Origin of the sequence: Rhodococcus zopfii NBRC 100606 = JCM 9919, assembly GCF_001895025.1 — a bacterium.
GTDB lineage: Bacteria > Actinomycetota > Actinomycetes > Mycobacteriales > Mycobacteriaceae > Rhodococcus > Rhodococcus zopfii.
Genome location: NZ_BCXI01000050.1, coordinates 18,636 through 43,681, shown reverse-complemented (window position 1 = coordinate 43,681; position 25,046 = coordinate 18,636). Strand labels below are relative to the sequence as shown.

Below are 25,046 nucleotides of genomic sequence, written 5' to 3'. Positions count from 1 at the left end.
TCACTGCAGCGGGCCACGGCACCCCCGGTGGGGTGCCTGAACGTCTGTCGGTCACTCTTACATATCTGTTACCGGCGTCTCAGCGTATCGCTACGGTCTCCGTTCTTCTCGGTCAGTACCGTTCCGTGACCTGTGGGATACCGAAATGTCGTGGTTGTGTCGACGCTTTCCGCCGTGGTCGTCGGGCAGGTGACCGTGAGGCGAGGCACCCGATCTGCGCACACGGCGCGGCCACTACCGTGTCGATGTGGCCTCCACCCCGCTCCCCGTCCGCGACGGCCTGAATCCGTCCAGGCTGCGTCTGCCCGACGCGGGGGACTGGACCACGGTGCTCGAATACCTGGTGGCGCGGTTCCCGCACGACGCCGCGCGCCTGCGCGAGAAGGTCGCGCTCGGTGAGGTCGTGGCCGGCGACGGCACCTCGATCACCGACACCACTGCGTTCGCCGCGCGCGAGTTCGTGTACCTGTACCGCGACCCGCCGGCCGAGGTAACGGTGCCGTTCGCCGTCGAGATCCTGCACCGCGACGAGAATCTGCTCGTAGTGGACAAACCGCACTTTCTGGCGACCATGCCGCGCGGCGGATGGGTGACCGAGACCGCGCTGGTGCGGCTGCGGCGGGAACTTGATCTGCCCGAACTCAGTCCCGCTCACCGACTGGACCGCCTCACCGCCGGCGTGCTGGTGTTCACCGTCCGGCCGGGGGCGCGAGGCGCGTACCAGTCGTTGTTCGCGGAACAGCGCGTCCACAAGGAATACGAGGCGCTCGCCCCCGCCGCGAGCGACCTCACGTTCCCGCGGGAGGTCCGCAGCCGGATCGAGAAGCAGCGCGGGGTGCTGCAGGCGCGAGAGGTTCCCGGCGAGATCAACGCGATCAGCCGGGTCGAACTGCTCGACACCGACAGCACGGTCGCCCGCTATCGGCTGCTGCCGAGGACCGGAAAGACCCACCAGTTACGTGTGCACATGAATTCCCTCGGAATTCCGATCCTCGGCGATCCACTGTATCCGGCGGTGCAAGATATTGCGCCACAAGACTTTTCGCAGCCACTGCGGTTGCTGGCACGCAAGATCGAATTCGACGATCCATTTTCGGGTAGCCGGAGATACTTCGCGAGCCGACGAAACCTGGCAGCATGGAGGCACAGCACACCAGGACCCCGCTGATGACACGGGCTCATGTCTTGGAGGAACCCATGGATATCGGCACCGTTTCCCGTACCTACGACGGCCGGGTGGCGCTGCGTTTCCAACGTGCGTTTCCTCAGCCGCCGGAGCAGGTCTGGAAGGTGATCACCGATCCGGATCTGCTCGGCGCGTGGTTCCCCGCCCGGGTCGACCTGGTCCTCGAGCCGGGCGCGCCGCTGCAGTTCACCACGACCGAGGAGCAGATCCGCAGATTTTCGCTGCCCATCGGCCCGATCTCGCAGGGCACCGTCATCACGGTCCGTCCGGCGCGCGTCCTGGAGATCATGTGGGACGCGGATGTCCTGCACTGGGAACTGGTGCCGGACGGCAGCGGCGGTTGCTGGCTGACGCTGACGCACACCACCGACGACGAGGAGAACGCGTACGCGCACGGCGCGGGGTGGCACGCCGGTTTCGAGGTCGTCGAAGCGCAGCTCGCGGGACGCCCGGTGGACTGGTCACCGTGGGATCGCGCGGCCGAACTCGCCGAGCACTACCGGAATCCGGCGAGTTGACCCAACCCGTTGATCCAGCCCCCGAGTCGGCCCAACCTCGATGACCCCGCTCGCCTCAACGACCCTGCTCGCCGGTCCGCGCATCGTCGGAGGCGCCGGTGGGCGAGACCGTGTCGTCGTCGGACACCACCTCGCGGCCGGACACCGCTTCGCTGTCGGATGCAGCTTCACGGTCGGACACCGCTTCGACGATCGTCCCGGCCCATCCCCCGACGGCGTCCCAGTCGCGGAAGTCGCCGGCCCGGCCCCCGGACATCCGCACGTGCATCCGTTCCCCCACGCTCAACGCCTCGGGATCGAGCTTGCCCGCGAACATGCGGTGCTCCCGGGCCCCCGTGCGGTGGCGCACGTTGAACACGTCATAGGGATTGTTCACCGGCCAGTCCTGATCCGCGATCGGTCCGGACGAGAAGAGGAAGACCGGCCGTCGGCGCAGCTCCGCAACGTGGGCGTCGACGAACTCCCTCGCCGGGCGCAGCCAGCGCCCGCGGTAGACGGCGCTACCGAGCACGACCGCGTCGTAATCGGTCACATCTCCCACGTCGTGTGGTTCGACGACATCGACCAGCGCACCGCGGTCGCGCAGCGCCGCTCCGAGTGCCGTGGCGATCTCTGCGGTCGAACCGTGCCTGCTCGCCGCCGACACCAGAATTCTCATCCAAAGCCTCCAGAGCACCCGCGTACGTCCATGATCACCCGCCCATCTCACCGCAAAACAGGGTCCAAAGTCTCTATCCGGCGGCCCTGCGACCCGAAACTACCGTTTCGCTCAGGACATTTCCCCACCTACGGTGGCAGTGTGGGCTGAGACAGCCGTGTGCTGACGCCGCCGCAGATCTCGGCGGTGAACACCGCAGGAATGGGAGGACCGGGTGGGGACGACGAAACCGTCGGGTATCGAAACGGTAGAGGAAACCGAGCGCAAGTACACCGCCGACGCAGATCTGACTCTCCCCGATCTGTCCGGCTTGCCGGGAGTCGAGGCGCTCGCCGAGGAACGCGTCGAGCTGTCCGCCCAGTACTACGACACGAGGGATCTGCGACTGCTCCGCGCGGGGATCACCCTGCGCCGACGGGAGGGTGGCGACGATGCCGGCTGGCATCTGAAGCTGCCCTCGGGACTCGACACCCGCACCGAACTGCGCTTTCCTCTCGGTGACGCCACCGGCACGCCACCGGCCGAACTGCTCGGCCTGCTGCGAGGGGTGCGGCGCGATCTGCCCGTCGAACTCGCCGCCCTGCTCACCACCTCCCGTCGGCGCATCCGCGCGACAGGAGTCGACGGGACGACGCTCGCCGAGATTGTCGTCGACGACGTCACCGCGGTGCGCGGCGCCGACGACGTGCAGGTGCAGTGGCGCGAGATCGAGGTCGAACTCGGCGGGAACGGCACGAGGCAACCGGGTGGTGCGGGCCTGCTCGACGCCGTCGACGACCGGCTCACCGCGGAAGGGATCGAGCGCTCGCCGAGCCCGTCCAAGCTGCACCGGGTTCTCGGTGATCTGCTCCCTGCCGATCCGGTGGTCGGCGGCCCCGCCGGGTATCTGCGCGACTATCTGGCCGCCGAACTACGCGAACTCGAGCTCACCGACATCGCGGTGCGGCGCGCGGCCCCCGACGCCGTGCACAGCATGCGCAAGGCCGCCCGCCGCGCGCGCAGCGCCCTGCAGACCTACGCCGGCGACCTCGCCCTCGACGAGGCGGTGGTCGAGGAGCTGCGGTGGCTCGGCCGCCGGCTCAGCCCGTCCCGCGATCTCGAGGTGCAGTGGGAGCGGCTGCTCGATCGGGTCGCCGAGATCCCGGTGGAATCGCATCGAGAACCCGCCAAGGCCCGCATCGACGAGTACTTCTCGAGGCAGTCGGAGATCGCGGCGATCGAGGCCGCCGTGACCCTCGATTCCGATCGTTACCTTCAGATGCTGCTCGCGCTCGATGCCCTGCTCGCGGGGCTGACCGCCGCACCGGAGACCTCCCGCAAGACCGGCAAGGTCAAGGCCCGGGACCTGACAGGGTCGCTGGAAGACCTCGCGAAGACGGTCTCGAAGCGGGTCCGTGCCGTCGGTGATGCGGAGACGCCGGACGAACGCGACGCCTTGATGCACCGGGCCCGCAAGGGCGCCAAGCGGATGCGTTACGCCATCGAGGTGATCCGTCCGCTGCATCCCAAGCGTGCGGGCCGGGCACTCGATCATTTCGACGCCTTCCAGGATCTCCTCGGCGAGTTCCAGGATTCGGTGGTCGCGCGAGAGCACCTGCTGGACATCGTGTCCGAGCAGGGGCACGCCGCCGAGTCGAGCTTCGGCCTCGGCATCGCGTATCAGCACGAGGTGCTGCTCGGTGAAGCGCAGGCGGTGCACCTCGACGCCGCGTGGAAGGAAGCGCTGCGCGCGGCAAAGCCCTTGTGGAAGTGATCGGGGAATCGACATGACCGAGCAGAGGATGCGGGCCTGGCGGGTGCAGACTCCGGGACCCGTGGCCGGGGGTCCGCTGCGCGCGGTTCGCGAGCCGCTGCCCGAACCGGGGGACGGCGAGCTGCTCGTGCGGGTGCTCGCGTGCGGCGTGTGCCGCACCGACCTGCACGTCGCCGAGGGCGACCTGCCGGTGCACCGGCGACATGTCGTCCCCGGTCACGAGGTGGTCGCCGAGGTGATCGGTGGCGACCTCGGGTCGCATGCGGTCGGTGACCGGGTGGGGATTCCGTGGCTGCGCAGCACATGCGGGCGGTGCCGGTACTGTCTGCGCGGCGACGAGAACCTGTGCCCGGCTTCCACTTATACCGGCTGGGACGCCGACGGCGGATACGCAGAATTCGCTACTGTTCCGGCAGATTTCGCATTGCCGCTGCCCTCGGGGTACGACCCGCAGACGTTGGCGCCGTTGCTGTGTGCGGGCATCATCGGCTATCGCGCACTGCTGCGCGCGGAGGTTCCGCGCGGCGGCACGCTCGGCATCTACGGCTTCGGCGGGAGTGCACACCTGACCGCGCAGGTCGCGCTCGCGCGAGGCAGCCGGGTGCATGTGATGACCCGCGGTGAGGAGGCGCAGCGGCTCGCACTCGACCTCGGTGCGTCGTCGGCGCAGGGCGCGTACGACGCACCTCCGGAACCGCTCGACTCGGCGATCCTGTTCGCCCCGGCCGGGGAACTGGTGCCGACCGCACTCGAAGCTCTCGACGCGGGCGGAACCCTCGCCCTGGCCGGCATCCATCTCACCGACGTGCCGACCCTGAACTATCAACGACACCTGTTCCGGGAGAAGACGGTTCGCAGCGTCACCGCGAACACCCGCCGCGACGCGCGCGAATTCCTCACGTTCGCGGGCGAACACCGCCTGCACGTCACCACGACCCCGTACCCGCTCGACCGGGCCGACCGGGCACTCGCGGACCTGTCCGCGGGCCGCTTCGCCGGGGCAGCGGTGCTCGTGCCGTGACCCCCTGTCCCGGTGCGCGGCGGTGCGAACCGTAACGGTCAGGATCGGTCGAGACCGGCCAGCCAATCCCGGATCCGTTGTGCTCCTTCTGCCGTCGTCTGCAGACCGAGGGCCTGAGCCTGCTTCCCGTCGAGCACGAGAACTCGGTCGCCGCGCACCGCGGCCAGTTCGCTCACCGCGGGGTTCGACAGCAACGGCACGAACGAGTCCCGGTCGGCGCCGAGCATGTCCACCAGGAGGACAGCATCGGGGTCGGTCCGCACGACCTGCTCGGGGTCGGCAGTCAGGCCGGCGGATTCACCCCCGTGCCGGGGGTGATGATCGCCAGGTCCGGGTCCGCCGCGGGGATCTGCTCGGGATCCACGGACCCGTGAGCTGCCACGGCTTCCGACTGGACACCGGGGTCGGCGAACGCGGTGCGGAACTGTCCGGCGGCCAACGCCAACGACTCGCCCTCACACGCGCAATCCTCCACGACGGGCAGGTCGTCATCGTGGATGAGGGAACGAGCCCGGTCGCCGAGAGAATGGAGAACCGCGTGCTCGAACGCCTGCAGCCGTCTGGGCGGACCGCACCGTTCTGTGGATAACGCACCGGCCCTCCAGTCTCCGACTGTGCGACAGCGCGTTCCGCGTGGACGACGACGGACTCGTACCGCTGGATCGCGATCCCCTCGATCGCGACGAGGACGCGCTCGCGCGGTGACCAGCCGGCGAGCGCGGGCGCACCGCCACCCCGGTGCATCCCGCCCCGACAGCGCAATCCGCCCGACAACCGGCCACAGCAACAGCAACGGATAAGCTCGTCGTGCACCTCACGAGAATGGAGGCACTACCCATGAGCACACACGTGACCAAGGCCGTCGTCGCAGGCTTGGACGGATCCGCTACCGCCGCCGCCGCCGCCCGGTGGGCCGCAGCCCTCGCCGCCCGACTGGATCTCCCCCTGCGCCTCGTCCACGCACTCCCCAGCGAGGGCATCTTCTACAGCGAGTCCGCGGTGCTCATCCAGTCCCAGATGTTCGATCAGCTCAGGGCCGACGGCGAGAAGCTGCTCGCCGACGTCAGCGACCTGATCCGCGCCGAACAGCCCGGCCTCACGGTCGAGAGCTACATCGGCCCCGGCCCCGCCACCAACTCGCTGCTCGAGGCCGCCGACGACGCCCACGTCGTCGTGGTCGGCGCGACCGGCGCCGGAGCGATCGAGAACTTCTTGCTCGGTTCCACCGTGCTGCGCATCGCCAATCACGCACCGTGCCCTGTCGTGGTGTGGCGCGGCGACAACACGAACCCGCTGCCGAACGACAAGCCGATCGTCGTCGGTGTCGACGGCAGCGAACTGTCCAGCACGGCAGTGGCACACGCCTTCAAGCTCGCGGACGCCCTCGGAGTGCCGCTCGTCGCGGCGCATTCCTGGATCGGCGACGCGGCGCTCGGCACCGGTGCGACCGCGGCGCTCGTGGACTGGGACGCGGTGCAGGAATCGGAAACCGCGGTGTTCGCGGAAGCACTCGCCGGCAAGCAGGACGAGTACCCCGACGTCGAGGTGCGCCGCGTCGTCGAACGCGGACCCGCTGCGAAGGTTCTGCTCGGCCAGCTCGACGACGCACAGCTCGTCGTCGTCGGCAGCCATGGCCGCGGCCAGTTCGCCGCAGCCCTGCTCGGCTCGACCAGCCAGAACCTGGTGCACAAGGCCCCCTGCCCGGTCCTGATCGCCCGCAACACGTAGCACCCGGCCGCGGCATGATCTGCGCGGCGTCCTTCGGGCCGCGGCACTATCTGCGCGGCGTCCTTCGGGCCGCGGCACTATCTGCGCGGCGTCCTTCGGGCCGCGGCACTATCTGCGCGGCGTCCTTCGGGCCGCGGCACTATCTGCGCGGCGTCCTTCGGGCCGCGGCGGGCCGGCGAGACCTTCGTCAGCCCGTCGCGGTGCCGAACAGGTAGCCGACCGCGAACGTGACAGCCATCGCGATCGCACCGCCGACCACGACCCGCAGCACCGCCCGCCCGCGCCGGGCACCACCCAGACGCGCACTGATAGACCCGGTCAGAGCCAGCGCCAAGAGCACCGCCACGAATGTGATCGGGATCCGCAGATGCTCCGGCGGCAGCACCACCACCAGCAGCGGCACCAGCGCACCGATCGTGAACGACACCGCCGACGAGAACGCCGCCGCCCACGGATTCGCCAGTTCGTCCGGGCGGATTCCCAGTTCGACCTCCGCGTGCGCGGCCAGCGCGTTGCGTTCGGTGAGTTCCTTCGCCGCCGCGCGCGCGGTGTCCGGTCCGAGACCCTTGGCCTGCAGCAGCCCGGTCAGTTCCTCGAGTTCCGCTTCCGGCGTCTCCTCGAGCTCCCGGCGCTCCAACCGCAGCATCGCCCGTTCGGTGTCTCGTTGCGTACTGACCGACACGTATTCGCCGAGCGCCATCGACACCGCTCCCGCCGACAGACCCGCGAACCCGGCGGTGAGGATCGCCGACACCTCGGTGCTCGCCGCCGCGACACCCACCACGAGACCGGCCGTCGAGACGATGCCGTCGTTGGCCCCCATGACACCCGCGCGCAGCCAGTTCAGCTTCGCGGCGGTACCCGTCCCGTGCGGTTCGTGGACGGGACGGTCGGTGGATTCGCGAGTTGACACTCCGTCAGGCTAGAACGCTGCGGCACAACGCGGTAGCAATGCGAGGCTGTCCTCACACACCGTCAACCCGGTCCTCATCCACCGTCACCAGGGGCCCGGACCGACCATCCCGTCGAGGCGTTCGGTGTCGGGCAGTGTGCCGTCGGTCGTGTCGATCACCTGGGCGGTCGGCCACTCCTCCCGACGGTGCAGCTGCTCATCGAGCACCGCGGGTGTCGCGTCGGAAGCATCGTCCCCGCGCTCCCGCCGGGAGATGATGCGGCGCAACAGAACTGCCGGGTCGGCACAGCATTCGATCTCGATCACGTCGGCGGTCGCCTCGGCGCCGGCTCGTCGCGCCTCGGCACGCCGCGACTCGGACAGCCACGTCGCGTCGAGCACCACGGACGTCCCGAACGACAGCGCGATCCTCGCGCGCCGCAGCAATTCGTCATACGTCGCGTCGGTGTGTTCCCGCGTGTACAACCCGGAATCGACGTCGGCGCTCGCATCGGTCGTAGGATCGAGGCCCGCGAGTTCCTTGCGGATGACGTCGCTGCGCAGCACCACCGCGTCGAGGTGCTCCCCGACCAGCCGCGACACGGTGGTCTTGCCGGTCGCGGACAGACCACCGACGAGGACGAGCCGGACCCGTCCGCGGTCGAGGTTACGGGCGACCTGCCCGAGCAGCCCGAGCGACACTTCCCGGGACGCCGCGTCGCCCTGATCGTGGCGCAGCGCGGTGACCTTCGCACGCACCAACGCCCGGTAGGCGATGTAGTGGTGCATCAGCGTTGCGGGACACGCGTCCCCGGAGAACTCCGCATACGCCCTCATCAGCCGGTGCGCGGAGTCGCGGGCACCGAGCCGTTCGAGGTCCATCGCGAGGAACGCGATGTCGAGTGCACCGTCGCCGTAACGCAGTTCGTCGTCGAACTCGAGGCAGTCGATGATGCGCGGGCCGTCGTCGAGGCAGAAGATGTCGTCGGCGAGCATGTCGCCGTGCCCGTCCACGGCACGACCGTCCGCGATGCGCGCCGCGAACAGCGGCCCCCGCCCCTCCAAGTACCGGGTCGCGGACGTGCGGATTTTCGCGAGCACCGCGGCGGCGTCGATCCCGACCGGAAGCCGCTCGAGATGGTCGAGGCTCTGACTCCACAGGTCCGTCAGGAAATCCACGGTCGCACATCGGTCGATTGCCGGGTCCTGCGGCGATTCGGCATGCAGCCCGGCGATCTGCCGGGCCACCGAGTCCACGACGGAGTCGATGTTCTCGCCACGCGCCACGAGCGCGGCCAGCCGGCGCTCGTCCGGCAGGCGCCGCATCTCGACGAGGTGCTCGCAGACCTGCCCGTCGGGGCCGTGGACGTCGGCGACCCCGAGGTATACGTCGGGCGCCAGCCGACGGTTGAGATCGACCTCGCGGTGGCACATGCTCTCGCGCGCCGCACGGGTGCGATTGTCGAGGAAACCGAGGTCGAGCGGCTTCTTCATCTTGTGCACCCGGTCGCCGACGAAGAACACCACCGACGTGTGGGTCTCCCGGATCTGCGCGTACGGGCCGGTTTCGGACACCGTCTTCCCTCCGTTCCCGACACCCGCTCCGCTGTACGGGCGCGTCGTGGTCAACCATGCCTCAGCGTGCACCCGTTCGCCCGGCGACGCCAGGGCGGTGGCCCCGTCGTGTCGTTGTACCGAGCACAGCCCTGTTCACGCGGTAGTTTGCTGTGGGGCGGCACGGCAGACGGGGAGGCATGGGTGTGAAAGGGCAGAGCGGCTCGGAGGTATCGGGCTCGGGGACATCGAGCCGGCCGACCGTGGTGGTCGCCGCGGCCACCACGTCGATCGAGCGAGACCTGATCACCCGCTGGATGCGTTCCGGCGGTCTGCCGGCCGAATACGACACGGACGCCACCCCCGCGGTCCTGGATCTCGATTCGAAGGTTCTGGCCGCCGAACTGGTGCCACGCAGCGACGATCCACTGATCGTGCCGGTGAAGGTGGTGTGGCTGCCCTCCGCACGCGACGGTGCCCGTCGCGTGCGGTTCTCCGACATACTGGCGCTGACCAATCCGCGCAATCCGAACCGGCTGATCCAGCAGTGGCTCGTCGGCCGGTCCTCGGACCGGCACCGCATCGTTGTCGCGGACCCGGCGCCGCTGAGCGAGCTGCAGGCGTCGCTGCAGGCGGACGACGGCGATCCGGCACCGGACTTGCTCGCCCGGCACATCACCCGGCGCGCCGTAGTTGCGCTCGAACGTTCCGAACGCGCCGTCATCGGCGACCGTTACAAGGTGCCGCGTCTCGTGGCCGAGCAGATCATGGATTCGGGGTCGTTCCGGCGGCGCCTCGAGGCGATCGCCGAGGAACACAACATCTCCCGCGAGGAGGTCGACTCGCGGGCGCGAGCAGTCCTCGGGGAACTCGTCGCCGTGCAGTCCCGCCTGGTGACCGACCTGTTCACGCAGGCGATGCGTCCGCTGCACTCGTCGGCCTGGAGTGTGCACGCGGACGAGTCGGGACTGCGGTCGCTGCGGGAACTCAACCGGCGTCGGCCGCTGGTGTTCCTTCCGTCGCACCGCTCGTACGCCGACGCGTTCGTGCTCGGTGACATCCTCGCCAACAACGAATTCCCGCGAAATCACCTGATGGGTGGCGCGAACCTGACGTTCTGGCCGATCGGGCCGATCGCGCGTCGCACCGGCACCGTGTTCATCCGCCGCAGTTTCGGCGACGACGCCGTGTACAAAGCGGCACTCGAGGAGTACTTCGCGTACCTGCTGACGAAACGCTTCAACCTGGAGTGGTACTTCGAGGGCGGGCGTACCCGCACCGGCAAACTGCGAGCGCCGAGGTTCGGGCTGCTCAACTACGTGGCCAACGCGATCCGGACCGGCCGCGTGGAAGACGCCATGCTGGTGCCGGTGTCGATCACCTACGAGGGACTCGCGGAGGTCGCCGCGGTCGCCGCCGAGCAGACCGGTGCGACGAAGAAGCCGGAGGGCCTGACCTGGCTGGCCCGCTACGCCCGCAATCAACGACGCAGCGCCGGCAACGTGTACGTCCGGTTCGGGGAGCCTCTGTCGATGCACGGACTGCTGGCCGGCAGCGGCGATCCCGAACTATCCGAACCCGCCCGAGACGAGACCGAGCATTCCGAACGGACCCGCAAAGCGCTGCAGAAGGTCGCGTTCGAGGTCGCGGTCGGCATCAACGGCGCCACCCCGATCACGGTGAACTGCCTGGTGACACTGGCACTGTTGGGCGTGCGCGACCGGGCGCTGACGCTCGACGAGGTGCGTGCGGTGATCGCCCCGGTACGCCGGTACATCGAGGCCCGCAACCTGCCGCAGGGTGAACTGTCCGTCCTGGACATGGAGGGTGGGCTCGCGAGGGTACTCGGCTCGCTCACCGACGCCGGCGTGGTCACCACCTATTCCGGCGGTGAGGAACCGGTCTACTCGATCCAGCGCGGCCAGCACCTGGTCGCCGCGTTCTACCGCAACAGCGGGGTGCACTGGTTCGTCAACCGCGCGATCCTCGAACTGTCGATCCTCTGTGCACACATGAACCCGGACGAAAACCCGGTGGTGGTCGCGTGGGAGGAGGCGAAGAACCTGCGCGACCTGCTCAAGTTCGAGTTCTTCTTCCCCGATCGCGACACCTTCGAAGCCCAGATGCGCGCCGAGCTGGCGCTGCTGGTCGCCGAGTGGAGCGACGAGCTGCCCCGATCCGAGCAGGTCGCGCTGTCCGCGCTCATCGAGACCGGGTTCTTCATGGTGCACCGCACGCTACGGTCGTTCTTCGACGCCCAGCTCGTCGTCGCCGAGCGGCTGGCGTTGCGGGACCCGTCGCTGAAACTGGACCGCACCGCGTTCCTCGACGAATGCGTGGCGGTGGGTACCCAGATGCTGCTGCAGGGCCGGTTGTACGGACCGGAATCGGTGTCGTCGGAGTTGTTCGCGACCGCGCTGCAGCTGGCGGGCAATCGAGGTCTGCTCGAGACCGGCGGAGAAGAGGTCCGCGAGCGGCGCCGCGCGTTCGCGGCGGACCTGCTCGCCGTCGGCAAGCGCGTCCAGCTCGCGGAGTCTCTCGACGTGTCGAACAGGAAGGCGGATCGGTGAACATCGAGCAGGCACTGGAGCGGGTCCGGACCGGACCGCAGGGACCTCGGATCGCAGCACTCTTCGATTTCGACGGCACCATCGTGCACGGGTTCTCGGGGGTGCACTTCTTCCGGGACCGGCTACTCGCCGGGAAGGTCAGCGCGGCGGAACTGGCCGGTACGATGCTCAACGGACTACGTGGCACCGACAGCGAGTCCGATTTCGAGAGGTTCGTCGCGGTCGCGTTCAAGGCGTGGGGCGGGCACACCGAGGACGAGCTGTACGAGATCGGGCAGCGACTGTTCGCATCGACGATCGCCGGGCACATCTATCCCGAAGCATGGCAACTGATCCGGGCCCACCAGGAGGCCGGGCACACGGTGGTGATCGCTTCGTCGGCATCCCGCTACCAGATCCAGGCGTCGGCGGATGTGCTCGGCGTCGAGCACATGCTGTACACACCGCTCGAGGTGAAGGACGGGATACTCACCGGCAAGGTCGACGGAAAGTCACTGTGGCGCAGCGGTAAAGCAGAGGCCGCGATCGCGTTCGCGGACGAACACGACATCGATCGTGCCGCGAGCTACACCTACTCCAACGGTGGTGAGGACGTCGATTTCCTTGCCACGATGGGCAATCCGACGCCCACGAACCCGGACGGCACGCTCACGAAGATCGCCACCGAACGCCGATGGCCGATCCTGCGGTTCCGGCCGCGCGGCACACCCGGACCCAAGGAAGTGGTGCGTACCGCGGCGGCATACGGCGGCCTGTTCGGGTCGGTGTGGACCGGAATCGGTCTCGGCATCGTCAACCGCAGCAAGAAGGTCGCGCTGGATTCGATGTTCGGCATCGGTTCCGACGTGTCCCTCGCACTGGCCGGCATCGACGTGCGTGTGCACGGCGAGTCCAATGTGTGGGCACAGCGCCCGGCGGTGTTCATCTTCAACCACCAGAGCCAGCTCGATCCGATCATCCTCGCGAAGGTGCTGCGGCACGACTTCACCGGCGTCACCAAGAAGGAGATGGCGAACGATCCCCTGTTCGGGCCGTTGCTGCGCTTCGTCGGTGCCGCGTTCGTCGACCGCAGCAACACCGACCGCGCGAAGGCCGCCCTCGGGCCGGTCGTGGACACGCTGCGCGGCGGCACGTCCGTCGTCATCGCTCCGGAGGGCACCCGCTCCCTGACGCCCGAGATCGGGCGTTTCAAGAAGGGCGCGTTCCACATGGCGATGCAGGCGGGCGTGCCGATCGTGCCGGTGGTGATCCGCAACGCCGGTGAACTGCTGTGGAAGCACTCGACACTGGTGCGATCCGGCACGGTCGACGTCGCGGTCCTCGAACCGATCGACGTGAGCGACTGGACGCAGGAGAACCTCGACGAATGGATCCGGGCCGTCGAGAACCTCTACCGGCGCACGCTCGCCCACTGGCCTGCGGTTGTATAACGAGCATGAGCGACAGCGATTCCGGCGAGCCTCACGACACCGACGGGGGCCGCGGCGACAGCGGCAACGGAGGTAGGGAGGGGGACGCACAGGGTCGTGGGGACGGAGGTCGGGGTCGAGAGGACGGCGGGAACAGCGGGAACGGCAGCGACACCGGGAACGACAGCGACACCGGGAACGGCAGCGACACCGGGAACGGGAACGGCCTGAAACCTGCGCACCGGCGATACCTGAAATGGATCGTCGGGGTCGTGCTCGTCGTGGTCCTGACGGTCGAGGCGATCCTGATCTGGCCGGAGCTGTCGAACAGCGTCAAGACCCTCGGCGATCTGCACTGGCAGTGGGTCGCCGTCGCGATCGGGGCGTCGCTGCTGGAGATGTCGAGTTTCGCGCGGGTGCAACGCACCCTGCTGGCCGCGGCCGATGTCACCGTTACGCAACGCCAGTCGCTGTCGGTGTCCTATGCCGCGAACTCCATGAGTGTCACCCTTCCCGGTGGGCCCGTCCTGGGGACCACCTTCACGTATCGGCAGATGCGCAAGTGGGGCGCGAGCCCGGTGGTCGCGACCTGGCAGTTGGTGATGGCCGGCCTGCTGCAGGTCGCGGGCCTGGCGCTGCTGGGGCTCGTCGGGGCACTGCTCGTCGGCGCGGCCACCAACCCGTTCTCCCTGATCTTCTCGATCGGCGGGTTCGCAGCCTTCGTCGTGCTGGTGCAGTATGCGGCCAGCAATCCCGGATCGCTGGAGTCGATCGGCATCATCGCGCTGCGCGGTTTCAACCGGTTGCGCAAGAAGCCGGAACGCACGTGGGTGCGGGCCTGGAAGCGGATCGTCGACCAACTCAGCGCCGTTCAACTGGACCGGCCGCATACGCTGAGGGCCTTCTCGTGGTCGATCCTCAACTGGTTGTGCGACGGGGCGTGCCTGGCGTTCGCCGCGTACGCGATCGGGGGCACCCCCAGCCTGGCGGGTATCGCGGTCGCCTACGCGGCCGGAACCGCGGCGAGCCGCGCGATTCCGTTGCTACCCGCCGGCCTCGGCGTCATGGACGCGGTGCTCGTGCCGGCGCTGACCGCGAGCGGCATGACCGGCGCCCAGGCTCTGTCGGCCGTCGTCGTGTACCGCCTGATCAGCTTCCTGATGATCGCGGTGATCGGGTGGATCGTGTTCGCACTGCGCTATCGGGGCGCACCGGCCGACGACGAGCCCGGCCCCGACCTGGGCACGCTGTGGAAGGACGACTGACGCTCGGTCACGGCAGGTGCATGAGCTGTCCCGCCAGGCCGAACAACCGGTTGGCGAGTTTCACGACGGGAATTCCCAGTGGCAGCAGCAGGATCGTCACGCACAGCACCGCACCGACCAGCCACACCACCGCCGCGAGCACTCCTACGACCGTGCCGAGCACGGCTGTCAGAAGTCCCACCACTACGCCGAGCAGACCCTTCAACACTCCCATGACGTACTCCCGGTGACGAATCCCCCTGTTTCCGGGGTCCTCTGCTCCCAGTGTCCTCCTCTGCGATCCCACGGGGATCCGACCGCATCGATCGATGCCGATCCGATTCGGGCACACGAGACATTTCGTTTGCATAACGCAGTTGCGCGGCGGGCTCGCGTTCGTCCGGCTCGTGTGATCTGCTGTCCCCAGCACCCTCAACTATCACTTGAGACTTTAGAGTTTGTCCCGGGGTGCGGACGACCACCGTCCCGACACGCACAGGAGCAGTTCATGACACGCAGGACCACCCGTCATCGGATGCGTCTGACAGGTGCCGCAGCCGTCGTCACGGCAGCCGTCGCGCTCGCCCTCCCGACCGTTGCGTCGGCGGACCCCGTCGCCCCCGCCGAGCCGGCACCCGCAGTCGACCCCCTGCCCACAGTGCTCGATGCGCTTCGCAGCTCAGCGGGCGTGGACCCCACCGCGGTCGCCGCAGCGGAAGCGATCGCCGGCGCGCGCGGTGGCGTCACCGATGTCGCCGACGCGAGCCCTGTCACCGCCTACCAGGATGCCGTCGACTTCCTGCGCAAACTCGGCATCGAGCCGTTCCTGTACCCGACCGGCGCACCCTTCTGCAACGACAACAGCGGTCTGCCGCTCGGCATCGCACCCGCCGTCGCGGGCGCAGTCCCCGGACCGTGGCCGAACCTGGCTCCGCTCCCGCTGCTGAAGGATCTGAAGATCAACGCCGTCGACGCCGGCCAGACACTGTTCGCGTTCGTCCCGGCCGCGATCGAGCGCGACGGCGAGGACACGACCGGGATGCAGGTCGCGTGGTTCAACATCAGCACGTTCCAGGGCGGTTTCGTCCCGATGGGCACGGTCGCCGAGGCCGCGGCCGCCGCGGTGCCGGACACCGTTCCGAACGAGTTCAAGTCGCTCGCCGCCGGGGCCATCTCCCAGTTCTTCGCGAGCGCCGTTCCGCTCGGCGGCGCCCGCGTCGCGCCGGTCGACACCGGTTCCGGCACGGTCCTCGCGGCCGTGTTCGGCACGGTCACCAACGGCGAAACGTCGTGCTTCTTCCTGCCGACCGTCGGAATCGTCGACGTCCCCGCCACAGCCGGATAGCACTCGGGGCGCGACCCCCACAGCTCCGCCGACCCGGTCCCCCACTGCGTGGGGCCGGGTCAGCCCGCCTGCTGCAACCGTTCGAGCCGGGAGAACACCAGTCCGACCGCGGTATCCATGTGCGCGATCACCTCTTCCGCGGTGTGCCGGCCCGCCGCCCAGCTCACCAGGCTCGACATCCACACGTCGGTGATGATGCGCACGGCGTTGAGCAGTTCCTCGGTGATGGTCTCGATTCCCGCAGCGCGCGCGTACATACCGGTGATGACCCGGCCGAGGCGGTCCAGTTCGGCCGACGACGAGGCGTCGGCGAACATCGACGCACGCACCAGCGCGTCGTACAGCCGGCGTTCGCTTTCGAGCTGCGCGAGCGCCCCGTGCAGCACCCACATGACCCGCTCCTGCGGTGACGAGCCGGGCGTGTGCTCGACGTCGAACTGCGCCGCGAACTGCTCGAACAGTTGCAGCATCGCCACCACGAGCAGGTGGTTCTTCGACGGGAAGTAGCGGTACACGGTACCGAGCGCGACCCCGGAGCGTTCCGCGACCGCGCGCATCTGCACCGCGTCGTATCCGCCCTCCGCGGCGAGTTCCTTCGCCGAGGCGATGATGCGGTCGTACCGAGCGCGTTGCGCGGGTCTGAGTCCCGCGCCCGGCTCCGCCTCGCCCGTCGTCGGCTCCTTCGCCATCACCGTCACCTTCCGTGTGGTCTACCGGACCAGCCTAGTGGAGCGCCATTCATCACCTTCCGCACTCGACGGCACGGCACGCCAACCCCGCGACGAACCCCCGTGTCCCACTCGACGAGACCGCGAGAGCGCCCCGGCCATCCCTGGACCAGCGCATATTCAGCAATCGGACACAAAATCAGACACCTGTCCAATTAGCTCTTTCCCCGCGGGATAGAACGCGTTACATTTCTTGACAGTCACCGGAAAAGAGAGGGAGCACCGTGCGCCACGGCATCACCCTGTTCACCAGCGATCGCGGCATCCGACCCGAGACGGCCGCGCAAGCCGCCGAAGCACACGGCTTCGACAGCTTCTACGTGCCCGAGCACACCCACATTCCGATCAACCGGGAATCGGCCCATCCCGGAACCGGCAACGAGACGCTGCCCGACGACCGCTACATGCGCACCCTGGACCCGTGGGTCACGCTGGGCCTCGCCGCTGCCGTCACCTCGACCATCCGTCTCGGCACGTCGGTGGCGCTGCCGCTCGAACACGACCCGATCACCCTGGCCAAGACCATCGCGACCCTCGACCATCTCTCCGGCGGACGCGTCGTTCTCGGCGCCGGATTCGGCTGGAACGCCGAGGAACTCGCCGACCACGGCGTTCCGCCCAAGAAGCGCCGGACCGCACTGCGCGAGTACCTCGAGGCGATGGCCGCGCTGTGGACTCAGGAAGAAGCCGAATATCACGGCATGTTCGTCGAATTCGGCCCGAGCTGGGCGTGGCCCAAGCCCATCCAGCAGCCGCGTCCGCCGATCCTCCTCGGCGCCGGCCCCACCGACCGCAACTTCGAGTGGATCGTCCGCTCCGCCGACGGCTGGATCACCACCCCACGCGACCGCAACATCGACGAGCATGTCCGGCGCCTGCAGAAGATGTGGACCGAGGCCGGACGTGAAGGCAGCCCCGAGGTACTCGCCCTGGCCGGTCGTCCCGACCTCGACGAACTGCGTCTCTGGCGCGAAAATGGCGTCACCGAAGTAGTTTTCGGTCTGCCAGACCGCTCCCAGGACGAGGTCCTCGCGTACATCGAACGTCTCGCGACCACGATCGCCGGATACTGAAACCCCACGACCAGAACGGATCACCTCAACACCTCTCCTGCCCGAAGACGGAAGATTCCCGATTCAGACCGCACCAGCACCACCACCCGAAGGAGGCGGATCCCCCGTGACCTACGTCGACGCCGGTGTGGCCGCTCCTCGATCAGGCCGGCCTCGGCGGTGGCGTCCGGCGGCAGCCGGTAATTGTAGCGCCCCAACTCGGTTCGCATGCGCGGCATTGGCTGACCGACCCACCGACAAGGTTTGCCCGACACCACGACACACTCGGAAGGAGGACGGCGCTTTCTCCCTCGTGAACGAGGAAACATCCGCGCCGAACATCGAATGACCTCAACTCCCCTGCACCCCTTGCGCGCCGAGGAGATCCCTGCCTGGGACCTCGAAGCCGACGTCGTCATCGCCGGCAACGGCATCGCCGGGGTCTCCGCGTCCATCGAGGCTGCCCGTGCCGGAGCCGACGTCCTGGTCCTCGAACGTACCGGCGGCTGGGGCGGAGCGGCCTCACTGTCGGGCGGCATCCTGTATCTCGGCGGCGGCACCCCGCTGCAGAAGGCACTCGGCTTCGAGGACACCCCCGAGAACATGAAGACGTTCATGGCGGCTGCGCTCGGTCCCGGCACCGACGACGCGAAGCTCACCGAATACTGCGAGGGCAGCGTCGACCACTACAACTGGCTGGTCGAGAACGGCGTCGTGTTCAAGGAGAGTTTCTGGGGCGAACCGGGCTGGGAGATCCCCGGCGACGACGGCCTCATGTATTCCGGTGGGGAGAACGCCGCGCCGTTCAACGAGATCGCCACCCCGGCGCCCCGTGGGCACGTGCCGCAGATGAGCAACAAGCGCACCGGCGAGCAGGGCGGCGGCTACATGATCATGAAGCCGCTCGCCGAGACCGCCGAAAAGCTCGGCGTCAAGGCAGAATACGACGTGCGCGTGCAGCGCCTGATCGTCGACGACAGCGGGCGCGTCGTCGGTATCGCCGCGAAGCGGTACGGCAAGGACCTGCACGTGCGAGCGCGCCGCGGCGTCGTCCTTGCGACCGGCAGCTTCGCGTACAACAAGGAGATGATCGAGGCCTACGCGCCGAACCTGATCGGCCGTCCCGGTGCCGCCATCGAGGAACACGACGGTCGCGCCATCCGCATGGCGCAGGCCCTCGGCGCCGACCTCGCGCACATGGATGCCACCGAGGTCGCGTTCTTCGGCGATCCGCAGCTCATGGCGCGCGGAATCCTCGTGAACGCACGTGGCCAGCGGTACGTCCCGGAGGACACCTACCCGGGCCGGATCGGTCAGCTCACCCTGCTCAAGAACGACAACCAGGCCTTCCTCGTCATCGACGAGGCCGCCTACGAAGAGGGTTCCGCTGCACGCAGTTCCACCCCGTTCTTCCGGTTCCAGCCGAAATGGGTGGCCGAGTCGGTCGAGGAACTCGAATCGGAGATGGGCCTGCCCGCCGGGACCCTGCAGGCCACCGTCGAGGTCTACAACCGGCATGCCGAGAACGGCGAGGACCCGGTCCTCGGGAAGAAGAGCGAGTGGGTCAAGCCCATCGGCACCCCGATCGCGGCGCTGGACCTGCGCAACTTCACGGCCGGGTTCACTCTCGGCGGCCTGCGCACCACCGTCGACTCGGAGGTGCTGCACGTCTCCGGCCAGCCGATCCCCGGCCTGTTCGCGGCCGGTCGCTGCACGTCCGGAGTGTGTGCCGGGGGGTACGCGAGCGGAACTTCCCTCGGCGACGGCAGCTTCTTCGGTCGCCGCGCCGGCATCTCCGCCGCCAAGGGCTGACGCACCCGCACTCCCCGGCACCCATCACCGGTGGATGCTTCCCGATTCGGAATCCGCCCGCTCTGCACGTTGGTTGCCAGGATGGTCGTGAGACACCCGGCAACCAACGCGGGGAACGGACACAGAGATGATCGACATCCCGATCGGACGGACTCCTACCGGTAAGCGTTCGTTCACGATGGCGTACATGCCGGTCGACGGCCCCGTACGGAGTCCCGCACGGGCCGTCATCGGTCACTCATCAGGGTCCGCTGAGCGGCAACAGGCACCCGCCGCCGATCAGAAGAGAGTGCCGAGGTCGCGGCGGACGATGTCGTCGGCGCCGAACTCGGCGAGCGCGGCGATCGTCATCGACGGGTTGCACGCGCCGGTCGAGCCGGGAATCTTCGCCCCGTCCACGACGTAGAGCCCGCGTTGCCCGTGCACCCGGCCCGCGTCGTCGCACACCGCATCGAAGGTGGCACCGCCGAGCGGATGGAAGGTGTTGACGTCCAGCGAATTGACATCCAACAGCACCGCGGCGGGGCCTGCGATCTGACGGATGCGCGCCGCGATCGCGCGGGTCAGGTCACGATCGTAGGCCTGGTCCCAGGTGAGCACCGCATCGTCGCGCGTCGCGTCGTAGTGCCAGCGGCCGAGCCCCTTGACTGTGCCGAACCCGATCACCGAGGTGGTTCCCAGATCGACCGGGAACGGCACCGGGCCGGTCACGATCGTCAGCGCACCCGCCGGGTTGTCGAAGTCCCGGAACCCGACGCAGGCCGGACCACCCTGGAACGCACCGGGGCTGAGCAGCGGCGTGGTCACCGAGAAGACCCGGTCCCCGTTGTTGCCCCAGCCGGCACCGACACCGTCCGGTAGATCCGGCACCAATCCCTTCGCCTTCGACTTGACGAGCAGCCGTGTCGTCCCGGGTGATCCGGCGCCGAGGAACAGCGCGTCCGCGACGATCCGCTTGCGTTCGACGACGGTGCCGTCGGTCGCGAGCCGGTCGGTGTGCGCAACCCACCGTCCGCCGGCGTCGCGTTCGATGTCGTTGACGCGGTGCAGGGTTGCGACGTGGACGTTGCCGGTGGCCTCGGCCTCGGCGAGCCAGGTGACGTCGACGGAGAACTTGCCGCCGTTGTTGACCCCGTAGATGAGATCGCCGTTGGTGTACGACGGGGACAACTCCCCGGCCAGTTCCCGGCGCGCGAAGTCCCAGTCGATGGGCATCGGCACCCGGAATGCGTCCAGGCCCTCGGCGGTGGCGCGCTCGAGGAACTGACGCGAGGACCGATACTTCTCGTGATGCAGAAGGTCGTCGGGAATGGTGGCCAGATGCAATGTCCGCGCTACCCGCGGAAAGTACTCGCGATCGAGCAGGTCGTAGTCGATCCGGCCGGACACCGACCGCGCGAATTGTTCTTCGTTCGGCTGCAACGTCATACCGTGATAGAGCAGAGAACTGCCGCCGACGCCGGCACCGCACAGGATGTCGATACCGTTGCCCTTCACCCGTTCCATCAGACCGGTGTACGGCAGCGACGGAATCGGTGGGGCACCGGTCATCACCGGCAGCGGCGACAGCCATGATGCGCGATGGTCCGGGGCCAGCATGTGCGGGAACGTCTGCGAATTCGGCCCGGTGGGCCAGCGCAGCCCGCGTTCGAGCACGAGCGTCTGCACACCCGCGCGGCCGAGGTGCGCGGCGGTGATCGCGCCACCGAAGCCGCTGCCGATCACCACGGCGCGGTGACGTTCCTCGGTGACGTCGGCTCGAGCCCGCGGTGTGCGGGCGACGGTCAGGGCGAGTGCGGCGGCCGCGGCACCGCCCAGCAGGGTCCGGCGCGACAGCGCAGTATCCACGTGGATGTCTCCTCGCGAGAGGGACCGGTCCGCGTCGGTGCTCCGCCGCGGACCGGTGCGTCAGATGGTGTGGTGTGCCTCGGTTCTCGACGCGTAGTCGTGCGCCCAGCGATAGTCGGGTTTGCCGCTCGGGGTGCGCTCGACGGTGTCGGACACCCAGATCGAACGGGGAATCTTGTAGCCGGCGAGTGTGCGGCGAGCGTGCCGTTCGACGTCGCCGATGTCGAGTACGCCAGCCTCGCGGGGACGGATCACCGCGGCCACCCGTTGTCCCCACCGCTCGTCGGGCACACCGATGACGATCGCGTCGTACACCGCGGGATGCGCCTTGAGGACCGCCTCGACCTCCTCGGCGAACACCTTCTCGCCACCGGTGTTGACGACCATGTTCCCGCGGCCGAGCAGCGTGATCGTGCCGTCCTCCTCGGCGCGGGCACGGTCGCCGGTGACGACGAGCCGTTCACCGTCGATCACCCTGAAGACCTCAGCGGATCGAACCGGATCGTTGTAGTACCCGACCGGCACATGACCCTTCTTCGCGAGCCAGCCCTCGCCACGGGTGACGGGCCGGCCGTCGTCGTCGACGACGCAGGAGCCCCGTCCCGCACCGATCCGCGGTCCGCTCTCCTGCACAAGACCTTTGGTCGCGATGCCGATGCCGCTGAAACCGGTTTCCGACGATCCGACCGAATCGGAGATGAGCACACCGGGAACCGCGTCGAACATCGCGTCCTTGACCGACTGCGAGAACAGTGCGGCACCGGACGCGACCACACCGAGCCCGGTCGGGTCGTAGCCGCCCCCGGTGAGCGCGTCGACGAGCGGCCGGCCCATCGCGTCCCCGGTGATGACCATGACCTGCGGCCGGTGCCGCTGCACGATCTCCCATGTGCGGTGCGCGTCGAAATGATGATCGAGTAGCACCGTGTTGCCCGAGAACAGCGCGTTGCACGTGGTCATCAACGCGGAGGTGTGGATGAGCGGCGGCAGCAGCAACCACCGGCTCGGTTCGGCAGCGGCCGCTGCGAGCCGGGACTGGTGGTATTCGTCCGGGACGGGTTCGCCGCTGTAGAAGTCGGATCCGCCGGCCAGGACCCGCCAGATGTCCTCCTGCCGCCACACCACGCCCTTGGGGCGGCCGGTGGTTCCGCCGGTGTAGATGATGTACCGGTCGTCGCCGGAGCGCGCACCGAAGCCGCGTTCGGGTGAACTCGCCGCGAGTGCCTCCTCGTACGACGACGGGTCCGCGTGCCGGTCGTCGACGACGAGACGGTGTCGCAGGTTCGGCACCGACGGCCATACGTCCTCGACGATCTGCCCGTACGTCCGGTGGAACACGAGTGCGTCGAGGTCGGCGTTGCCGTACAGGTATGCGAGTTCGTCCGACGTGTAGCGGTAGTTGACGGTGATCGGCACCGCCCGGATCTTGAACGCCGCGAAGACGGTTTCGACGGCCTCGACCGAATTGTGCAGGTGGATACCGATGTGACTGCCCTCGCCGAATCCGGCGGCAGCGAAATGGTGGGCGAGCCGGTTCGCACGAGCGTCCAGTTCCCGGAACGTGACCTGACGGTCGCCGACGATCAGCGCCACACGATCCGGCACCGCGTCGACGGCGTGTTCGAGCAGGTCCGCAAAGTTGTGGGCCACGCAGAGATCCTTTCGGGTCGTGCGCTCAGACCACAGTGAGCGGCAAAGGGATTCCTCGATCTGCAAAGACGAAACTCGCGCCCGAGCTGAACCTGGTGATAGCGACCTCGCCGCATTCCTTCGCGGGCGCCGACTCCACGATCACCTCGACGATCAGCGCAACTGCGTCCTCGGCGACGACCCGCACGGAGAAGTGCGGATCCACGCCGCGGACAAGGGCATTCAGTGCCCCGAGATGCTCGCCGTCGACCAGTGTCGGCCAGGCACCGTCCGTGTGCGCTCCCCCACCGCGGCGGATACACAGCTCGAGTCTCTGCCCGTCGAACCGGATGTCGCGGTCGACGTACTGCTGCGGCGCGAACATCGGGTGCACCGACAGCACCGTCGCCAGGCCCTCGAGATCGGCGGGAAGACCGAGCGCGGCCCGGATGCGTTCGGCGGTCAGGCCCGCGATGCCGGTGAGTTGCTTACGGGTGATGATCAGGGCCGACTCCTCGTCGGCCCGTTTCCGCACGCCGAGCAGGAACCCGAGCGTGAGCAAGTGCTGCTGCAGGCACACCTCCTCCGCGATCCGCACGAGCGCGGAGTGAGAGAAGTCGCCGAACCGCACGTCCGAGAGCAGCGGCCCCGAATAGTCGGCGTTGCCCTCGTCGCCGGGATCGATGGGGCTCAGTTCGACGGTGACCGCGACGGCTCGCCCGATCGCCTCGGTGTGCGGTTCCATCTGCGGCGGCACGTGCGACGGGTCGATGACGACGGTCCACGCGCAGTGCGGGTTCCGATCCGCGGGTCGGCGCGGCGGACGGTGGATCGGACGCACCTGTGCGTGCGGATTGGTGGCGAGGGCGGTCGCGTCGAATGTCGGGTCCTCGATGTCGTGGCACATCGACGTCACGTAGTCGTCCCCGAGCGGCTCGACGTCCATGAGGGCGCCGCAGTGGTCAAGCCAGAATTCGCCGTGGTTCCGATCGTCCACCCGGTACCGGAAGTCCATGAACTGGGGCGGCGCACCGATATCGAGCTGCAGGCCCTTGAAGATCGTCACGACGTCGTCGCCCTCGTAGCCCAGGGCACGCTGCATGCGCTTGGTGTACCAGGGGCTCGACGCCTGCCACTCCTCGATCGCGACCTCGGCCATGCCATCGCGGCCGAACGCCGAGATCAGGTGCGCCATCCCGGAGCGGTCGATGAGCTGGCCGCACAGCAGCAGTTCCGGCACGAGCACCGCCAGGTCGCGGCGCGAGAGAGCCGCGAACGACATGTGGGCGGCCCGGTCGCCGGTACCTGATTGCGCGAGTCCGTCCGCGGCGCTCACCACAGCGGGACCGGAGACTTCCCGACCGGATACCAGCCGGGCAGCTTCTCACCGGACATCGACCGCTCGATACGCTTGTTCATGCCGTCGGACAGCGCGCCGGCGGTGATCATTTCGAGGAACAGGTGCGAGACGTTCCCGAAGTCGAAGAAGTCCCGCTGCCACGACCACTGGAAGTCGCCGCCGTAGCGGAACCAGCTGCCGCCGATGCCCTGGACGGTGTAGTGCGAGCCGTCGTCGCGGGTGGCGTCGGCGACCTGTTTCCAGAGGCCGATCACGTCGCCGGTGCGTTCGTCGACCACGAACTGCTGGTAGGGATACTCCCAGCCTTCGAGGCCGTCCATCTCCTGGCCGAGGGCCAGCTCACGGATCTCCTCACGGCCGACGGCCATGAACTCTTCCTTCGGACCGTAATTCCAGCCGTAGGTGGCGTCCTCGGTGTACATGTCCGCCAAGGGCTTCCAGTCGCCGTCGGCCTCGGCGCGCTTGTTTGCATCGATCCAGCGCTGGATCATCTCGTCCAGCTCGGCACGATCGAACGGGGCCATGGTGTCTCCTGTGGTCAGTCTTCGACGATGCTCAGTGCTCGGGTGGGGCAGTACTCGACGGCTGCTTCGACGTCGGCGCGCAGCCGTTCCGGGACGGTGTCCATAAGGATCTCCACCGTCCCGTGTTTCGCGACCGTGAAGACGTCGGGTGCTTCCATCGAGCACATCGCGTGTCCCTGGCAGAGGTCGAGATCCGCTTCGATCCTCACGGGATT

24 protein-coding genes are annotated in these 25,046 nt (G+C 68.3%); 12 read left to right on the top strand and 12 right to left on the bottom strand.

The genetic code is table 11. The features are described 5' to 3' along the window. Window positions 1-247 precede the first annotated feature (247 nt). Together RZ1_RS25585 and RZ1_RS25580 are read left to right on the top strand one after the other, a co-directional pair. The gene (locus RZ1_RS25585) at window positions 248-1,168 is read left to right on the top strand and encodes a pseudouridine synthase (protein WP_072815430.1); all 921 of its coding nucleotides are present in this window, start codon (window positions 248-250) and stop codon (window positions 1,166-1,168) included. Window positions 1,169-1,197: 29 nt separating this feature from the next. After that, window positions 1,198-1,704, top strand: coding sequence for an SRPBCC family protein (locus RZ1_RS25580; protein WP_072815429.1), 507 nt, complete (start codon window positions 1,198-1,200; stop codon window positions 1,702-1,704). A 55-nt stretch (window positions 1,705-1,759) separates the two neighbouring features. Here the strand turns inward: RZ1_RS25580 and RZ1_RS25575 are convergent, their stop codons facing one another. After that, the gene (locus RZ1_RS25575; protein ID WP_139281973.1) at window positions 1,760-2,362 is read right to left on the bottom strand and encodes a flavodoxin domain-containing protein; all 603 of its coding nucleotides are present in this window, start codon (window positions 2,360-2,362) and stop codon (window positions 1,760-1,762) included. A gap of 214 nt (window positions 2,363-2,576) precedes the next feature. Between RZ1_RS25575 and RZ1_RS25570 the strand changes: the two genes are divergently transcribed. Both RZ1_RS25570 and RZ1_RS25565 read left to right on the top strand, forming a co-directional pair. After that, window positions 2,577-4,115, top strand: coding sequence for a CYTH and CHAD domain-containing protein (locus tag RZ1_RS25570; protein WP_072815428.1), 1,539 nt, complete (start codon window positions 2,577-2,579; stop codon window positions 4,113-4,115). Window positions 4,116-4,128: 13 nt separating this feature from the next. Next, window positions 4,129-5,136, top strand: coding sequence for a zinc-binding alcohol dehydrogenase family protein (locus RZ1_RS25565; RefSeq protein ID WP_218020490.1), 1,008 nt, complete (start codon window positions 4,129-4,131; stop codon window positions 5,134-5,136). Between the two features lie 38 nt (window positions 5,137-5,174). Here the strand turns inward: RZ1_RS25565 and RZ1_RS30990 are convergent, their stop codons facing one another. Then, on the bottom strand, window positions 5,175-5,399 hold the full coding sequence (locus tag RZ1_RS30990; protein ID WP_072815427.1) for a hypothetical protein: 225 nt from the start codon (window positions 5,397-5,399) through the stop codon (window positions 5,175-5,177). A 20-nt stretch (window positions 5,400-5,419) separates the two neighbouring features. Next, window positions 5,420-5,581, bottom strand: a complete 162-nt coding sequence (locus tag RZ1_RS30985; RefSeq protein ID WP_218020491.1) for a hypothetical protein — start codon at window positions 5,579-5,581, stop codon at window positions 5,420-5,422. Between RZ1_RS30985 and RZ1_RS31915 the strand changes: the two genes are divergently transcribed. Together RZ1_RS31915 and RZ1_RS25550 are read left to right on the top strand one after the other, a co-directional pair. Continuing rightward, window positions 5,507-5,725: an ATP-binding cassette domain-containing protein gene (locus tag RZ1_RS31915; RefSeq protein WP_072815426.1), complete on the top strand. Its 219-nt coding sequence runs from the start codon at window positions 5,507-5,509 to the stop codon at window positions 5,723-5,725. The two genes, RZ1_RS30985 and RZ1_RS31915, sit on opposite strands and share 75 nt — an antisense overlap. Window positions 5,726-5,973: 248 nt before the next feature. After that, window positions 5,974-6,864 carry a universal stress protein gene (locus RZ1_RS25550; RefSeq protein WP_072815425.1) on the top strand — a complete coding sequence of 297 codons (891 nt, stop codon included), beginning with the start codon at window positions 5,974-5,976 and terminating at the stop codon, window positions 6,862-6,864. Between the two features lie 187 nt (window positions 6,865-7,051). On the opposite strand, the gene RZ1_RS25545 is transcribed toward RZ1_RS25550, so the two are convergent. Further along, entirely contained in the window at window positions 7,052-7,777 is a 726-nt protein-coding gene (locus RZ1_RS25545) for a VIT1/CCC1 transporter family protein (protein ID WP_072815424.1), read from the bottom strand. An 84-nt stretch (window positions 7,778-7,861) separates the two neighbouring features. After that, complete coding sequence (locus RZ1_RS25540) at window positions 7,862-9,331, bottom strand: bifunctional aminoglycoside phosphotransferase/ATP-binding protein (RefSeq protein WP_072815444.1); 1,470 nt, start codon at window positions 9,329-9,331, stop codon at window positions 7,862-7,864. A gap of 185 nt (window positions 9,332-9,516) precedes the next feature. Between RZ1_RS25540 and RZ1_RS25535 the strand changes: the two genes are divergently transcribed. Genes RZ1_RS25535 through RZ1_RS25525 form a run of 3 tightly spaced genes read left to right on the top strand, consistent with a single transcriptional unit; the run spans window position 9,517 to window position 14,554 of the window. Then, a complete protein-coding gene (locus tag RZ1_RS25535; protein WP_280522838.1) occupies window positions 9,517-11,880 on the top strand; it encodes a glycerol-3-phosphate 1-O-acyltransferase in 2,364 nt (787 codons plus the stop codon). Further along, a complete protein-coding gene (locus RZ1_RS25530; protein WP_072815422.1) occupies window positions 11,877-13,310 on the top strand; it encodes an HAD-IB family hydrolase in 1,434 nt (477 codons plus the stop codon). Before RZ1_RS25535 ends, RZ1_RS25530 begins: the two co-directional genes overlap by 4 nt. 5 nt (window positions 13,311-13,315) lie before the next feature. Beyond that, window positions 13,316-14,554, top strand: coding sequence for a lysylphosphatidylglycerol synthase transmembrane domain-containing protein (locus tag RZ1_RS25525; protein WP_238071668.1), 1,239 nt, complete (start codon window positions 13,316-13,318; stop codon window positions 14,552-14,554). A 7-nt stretch (window positions 14,555-14,561) separates the two neighbouring features. On the opposite strand, the gene RZ1_RS25520 is transcribed toward RZ1_RS25525, so the two are convergent. Continuing rightward, window positions 14,562-14,768 (bottom strand): hypothetical protein, encoded by a 207-nt coding sequence (locus RZ1_RS25520; protein WP_072815421.1) that lies wholly within the window; start codon window positions 14,766-14,768, stop codon window positions 14,562-14,564. A gap of 273 nt (window positions 14,769-15,041) precedes the next feature. Here RZ1_RS25520 and RZ1_RS25515 point away from each other — a divergent pair, with 273 nt between their 5' ends. Next, window positions 15,042-15,878, top strand: coding sequence for a hypothetical protein (locus RZ1_RS25515; protein ID WP_072815420.1), 837 nt, complete (start codon window positions 15,042-15,044; stop codon window positions 15,876-15,878). Window positions 15,879-15,937: 59 nt separating this feature from the next. Here RZ1_RS25515 and RZ1_RS25510 read toward each other — a convergent pair whose 3' ends face one another. Continuing rightward, on the bottom strand, window positions 15,938-16,567 hold the full coding sequence (locus RZ1_RS25510) for a TetR family transcriptional regulator (protein ID WP_072815419.1): 630 nt from the start codon (window positions 16,565-16,567) through the stop codon (window positions 15,938-15,940). A 263-nt stretch (window positions 16,568-16,830) separates the two neighbouring features. Between RZ1_RS25510 and RZ1_RS25505 the strand changes: the two genes are divergently transcribed. After that, on the top strand, window positions 16,831-17,679 hold the full coding sequence (locus RZ1_RS25505) for an LLM class F420-dependent oxidoreductase (protein ID WP_072815418.1): 849 nt from the start codon (window positions 16,831-16,833) through the stop codon (window positions 17,677-17,679). 324 nt (window positions 17,680-18,003) lie between these two features. Beyond that, window positions 18,004-19,470: an FAD-dependent oxidoreductase gene (locus tag RZ1_RS25500; protein ID WP_072815417.1), complete on the top strand. Its 1,467-nt coding sequence runs from the start codon at window positions 18,004-18,006 to the stop codon at window positions 19,468-19,470. 279 nt (window positions 19,471-19,749) lie between these two features. On the opposite strand, the gene RZ1_RS25495 is transcribed toward RZ1_RS25500, so the two are convergent. From RZ1_RS25495 to RZ1_RS25475, 5 genes are read right to left on the bottom strand one after another with little or no spacing between them, the layout of a single operon-like run. Then, window positions 19,750-21,318, bottom strand: a complete 1,569-nt coding sequence (locus RZ1_RS25495; RefSeq protein WP_072815416.1) for a GMC oxidoreductase — start codon at window positions 21,316-21,318, stop codon at window positions 19,750-19,752. A 60-nt stretch (window positions 21,319-21,378) separates the two neighbouring features. Continuing rightward, a complete protein-coding gene (locus RZ1_RS25490) occupies window positions 21,379-22,968 on the bottom strand; it encodes an acyl-CoA synthetase (RefSeq protein ID WP_072815415.1) in 1,590 nt (529 codons plus the stop codon). A gap of 25 nt (window positions 22,969-22,993) precedes the next feature. Continuing rightward, window positions 22,994-24,229: a hypothetical protein gene (locus tag RZ1_RS25485; protein WP_072815442.1), complete on the bottom strand. Its 1,236-nt coding sequence runs from the start codon at window positions 24,227-24,229 to the stop codon at window positions 22,994-22,996. Window positions 24,230-24,279: 50 nt separating this feature from the next. After that, window positions 24,280-24,831, bottom strand: coding sequence for a Cif family virulence factor (locus RZ1_RS25480; protein ID WP_072815414.1), 552 nt, complete (start codon window positions 24,829-24,831; stop codon window positions 24,280-24,282). Between the two features lie 14 nt (window positions 24,832-24,845). After that, complete coding sequence (locus RZ1_RS25475; RefSeq protein WP_072815412.1) at window positions 24,846-25,040, bottom strand: ferredoxin; 195 nt, start codon at window positions 25,038-25,040, stop codon at window positions 24,846-24,848. Window positions 25,041-25,046 lie beyond the last annotated feature (6 nt).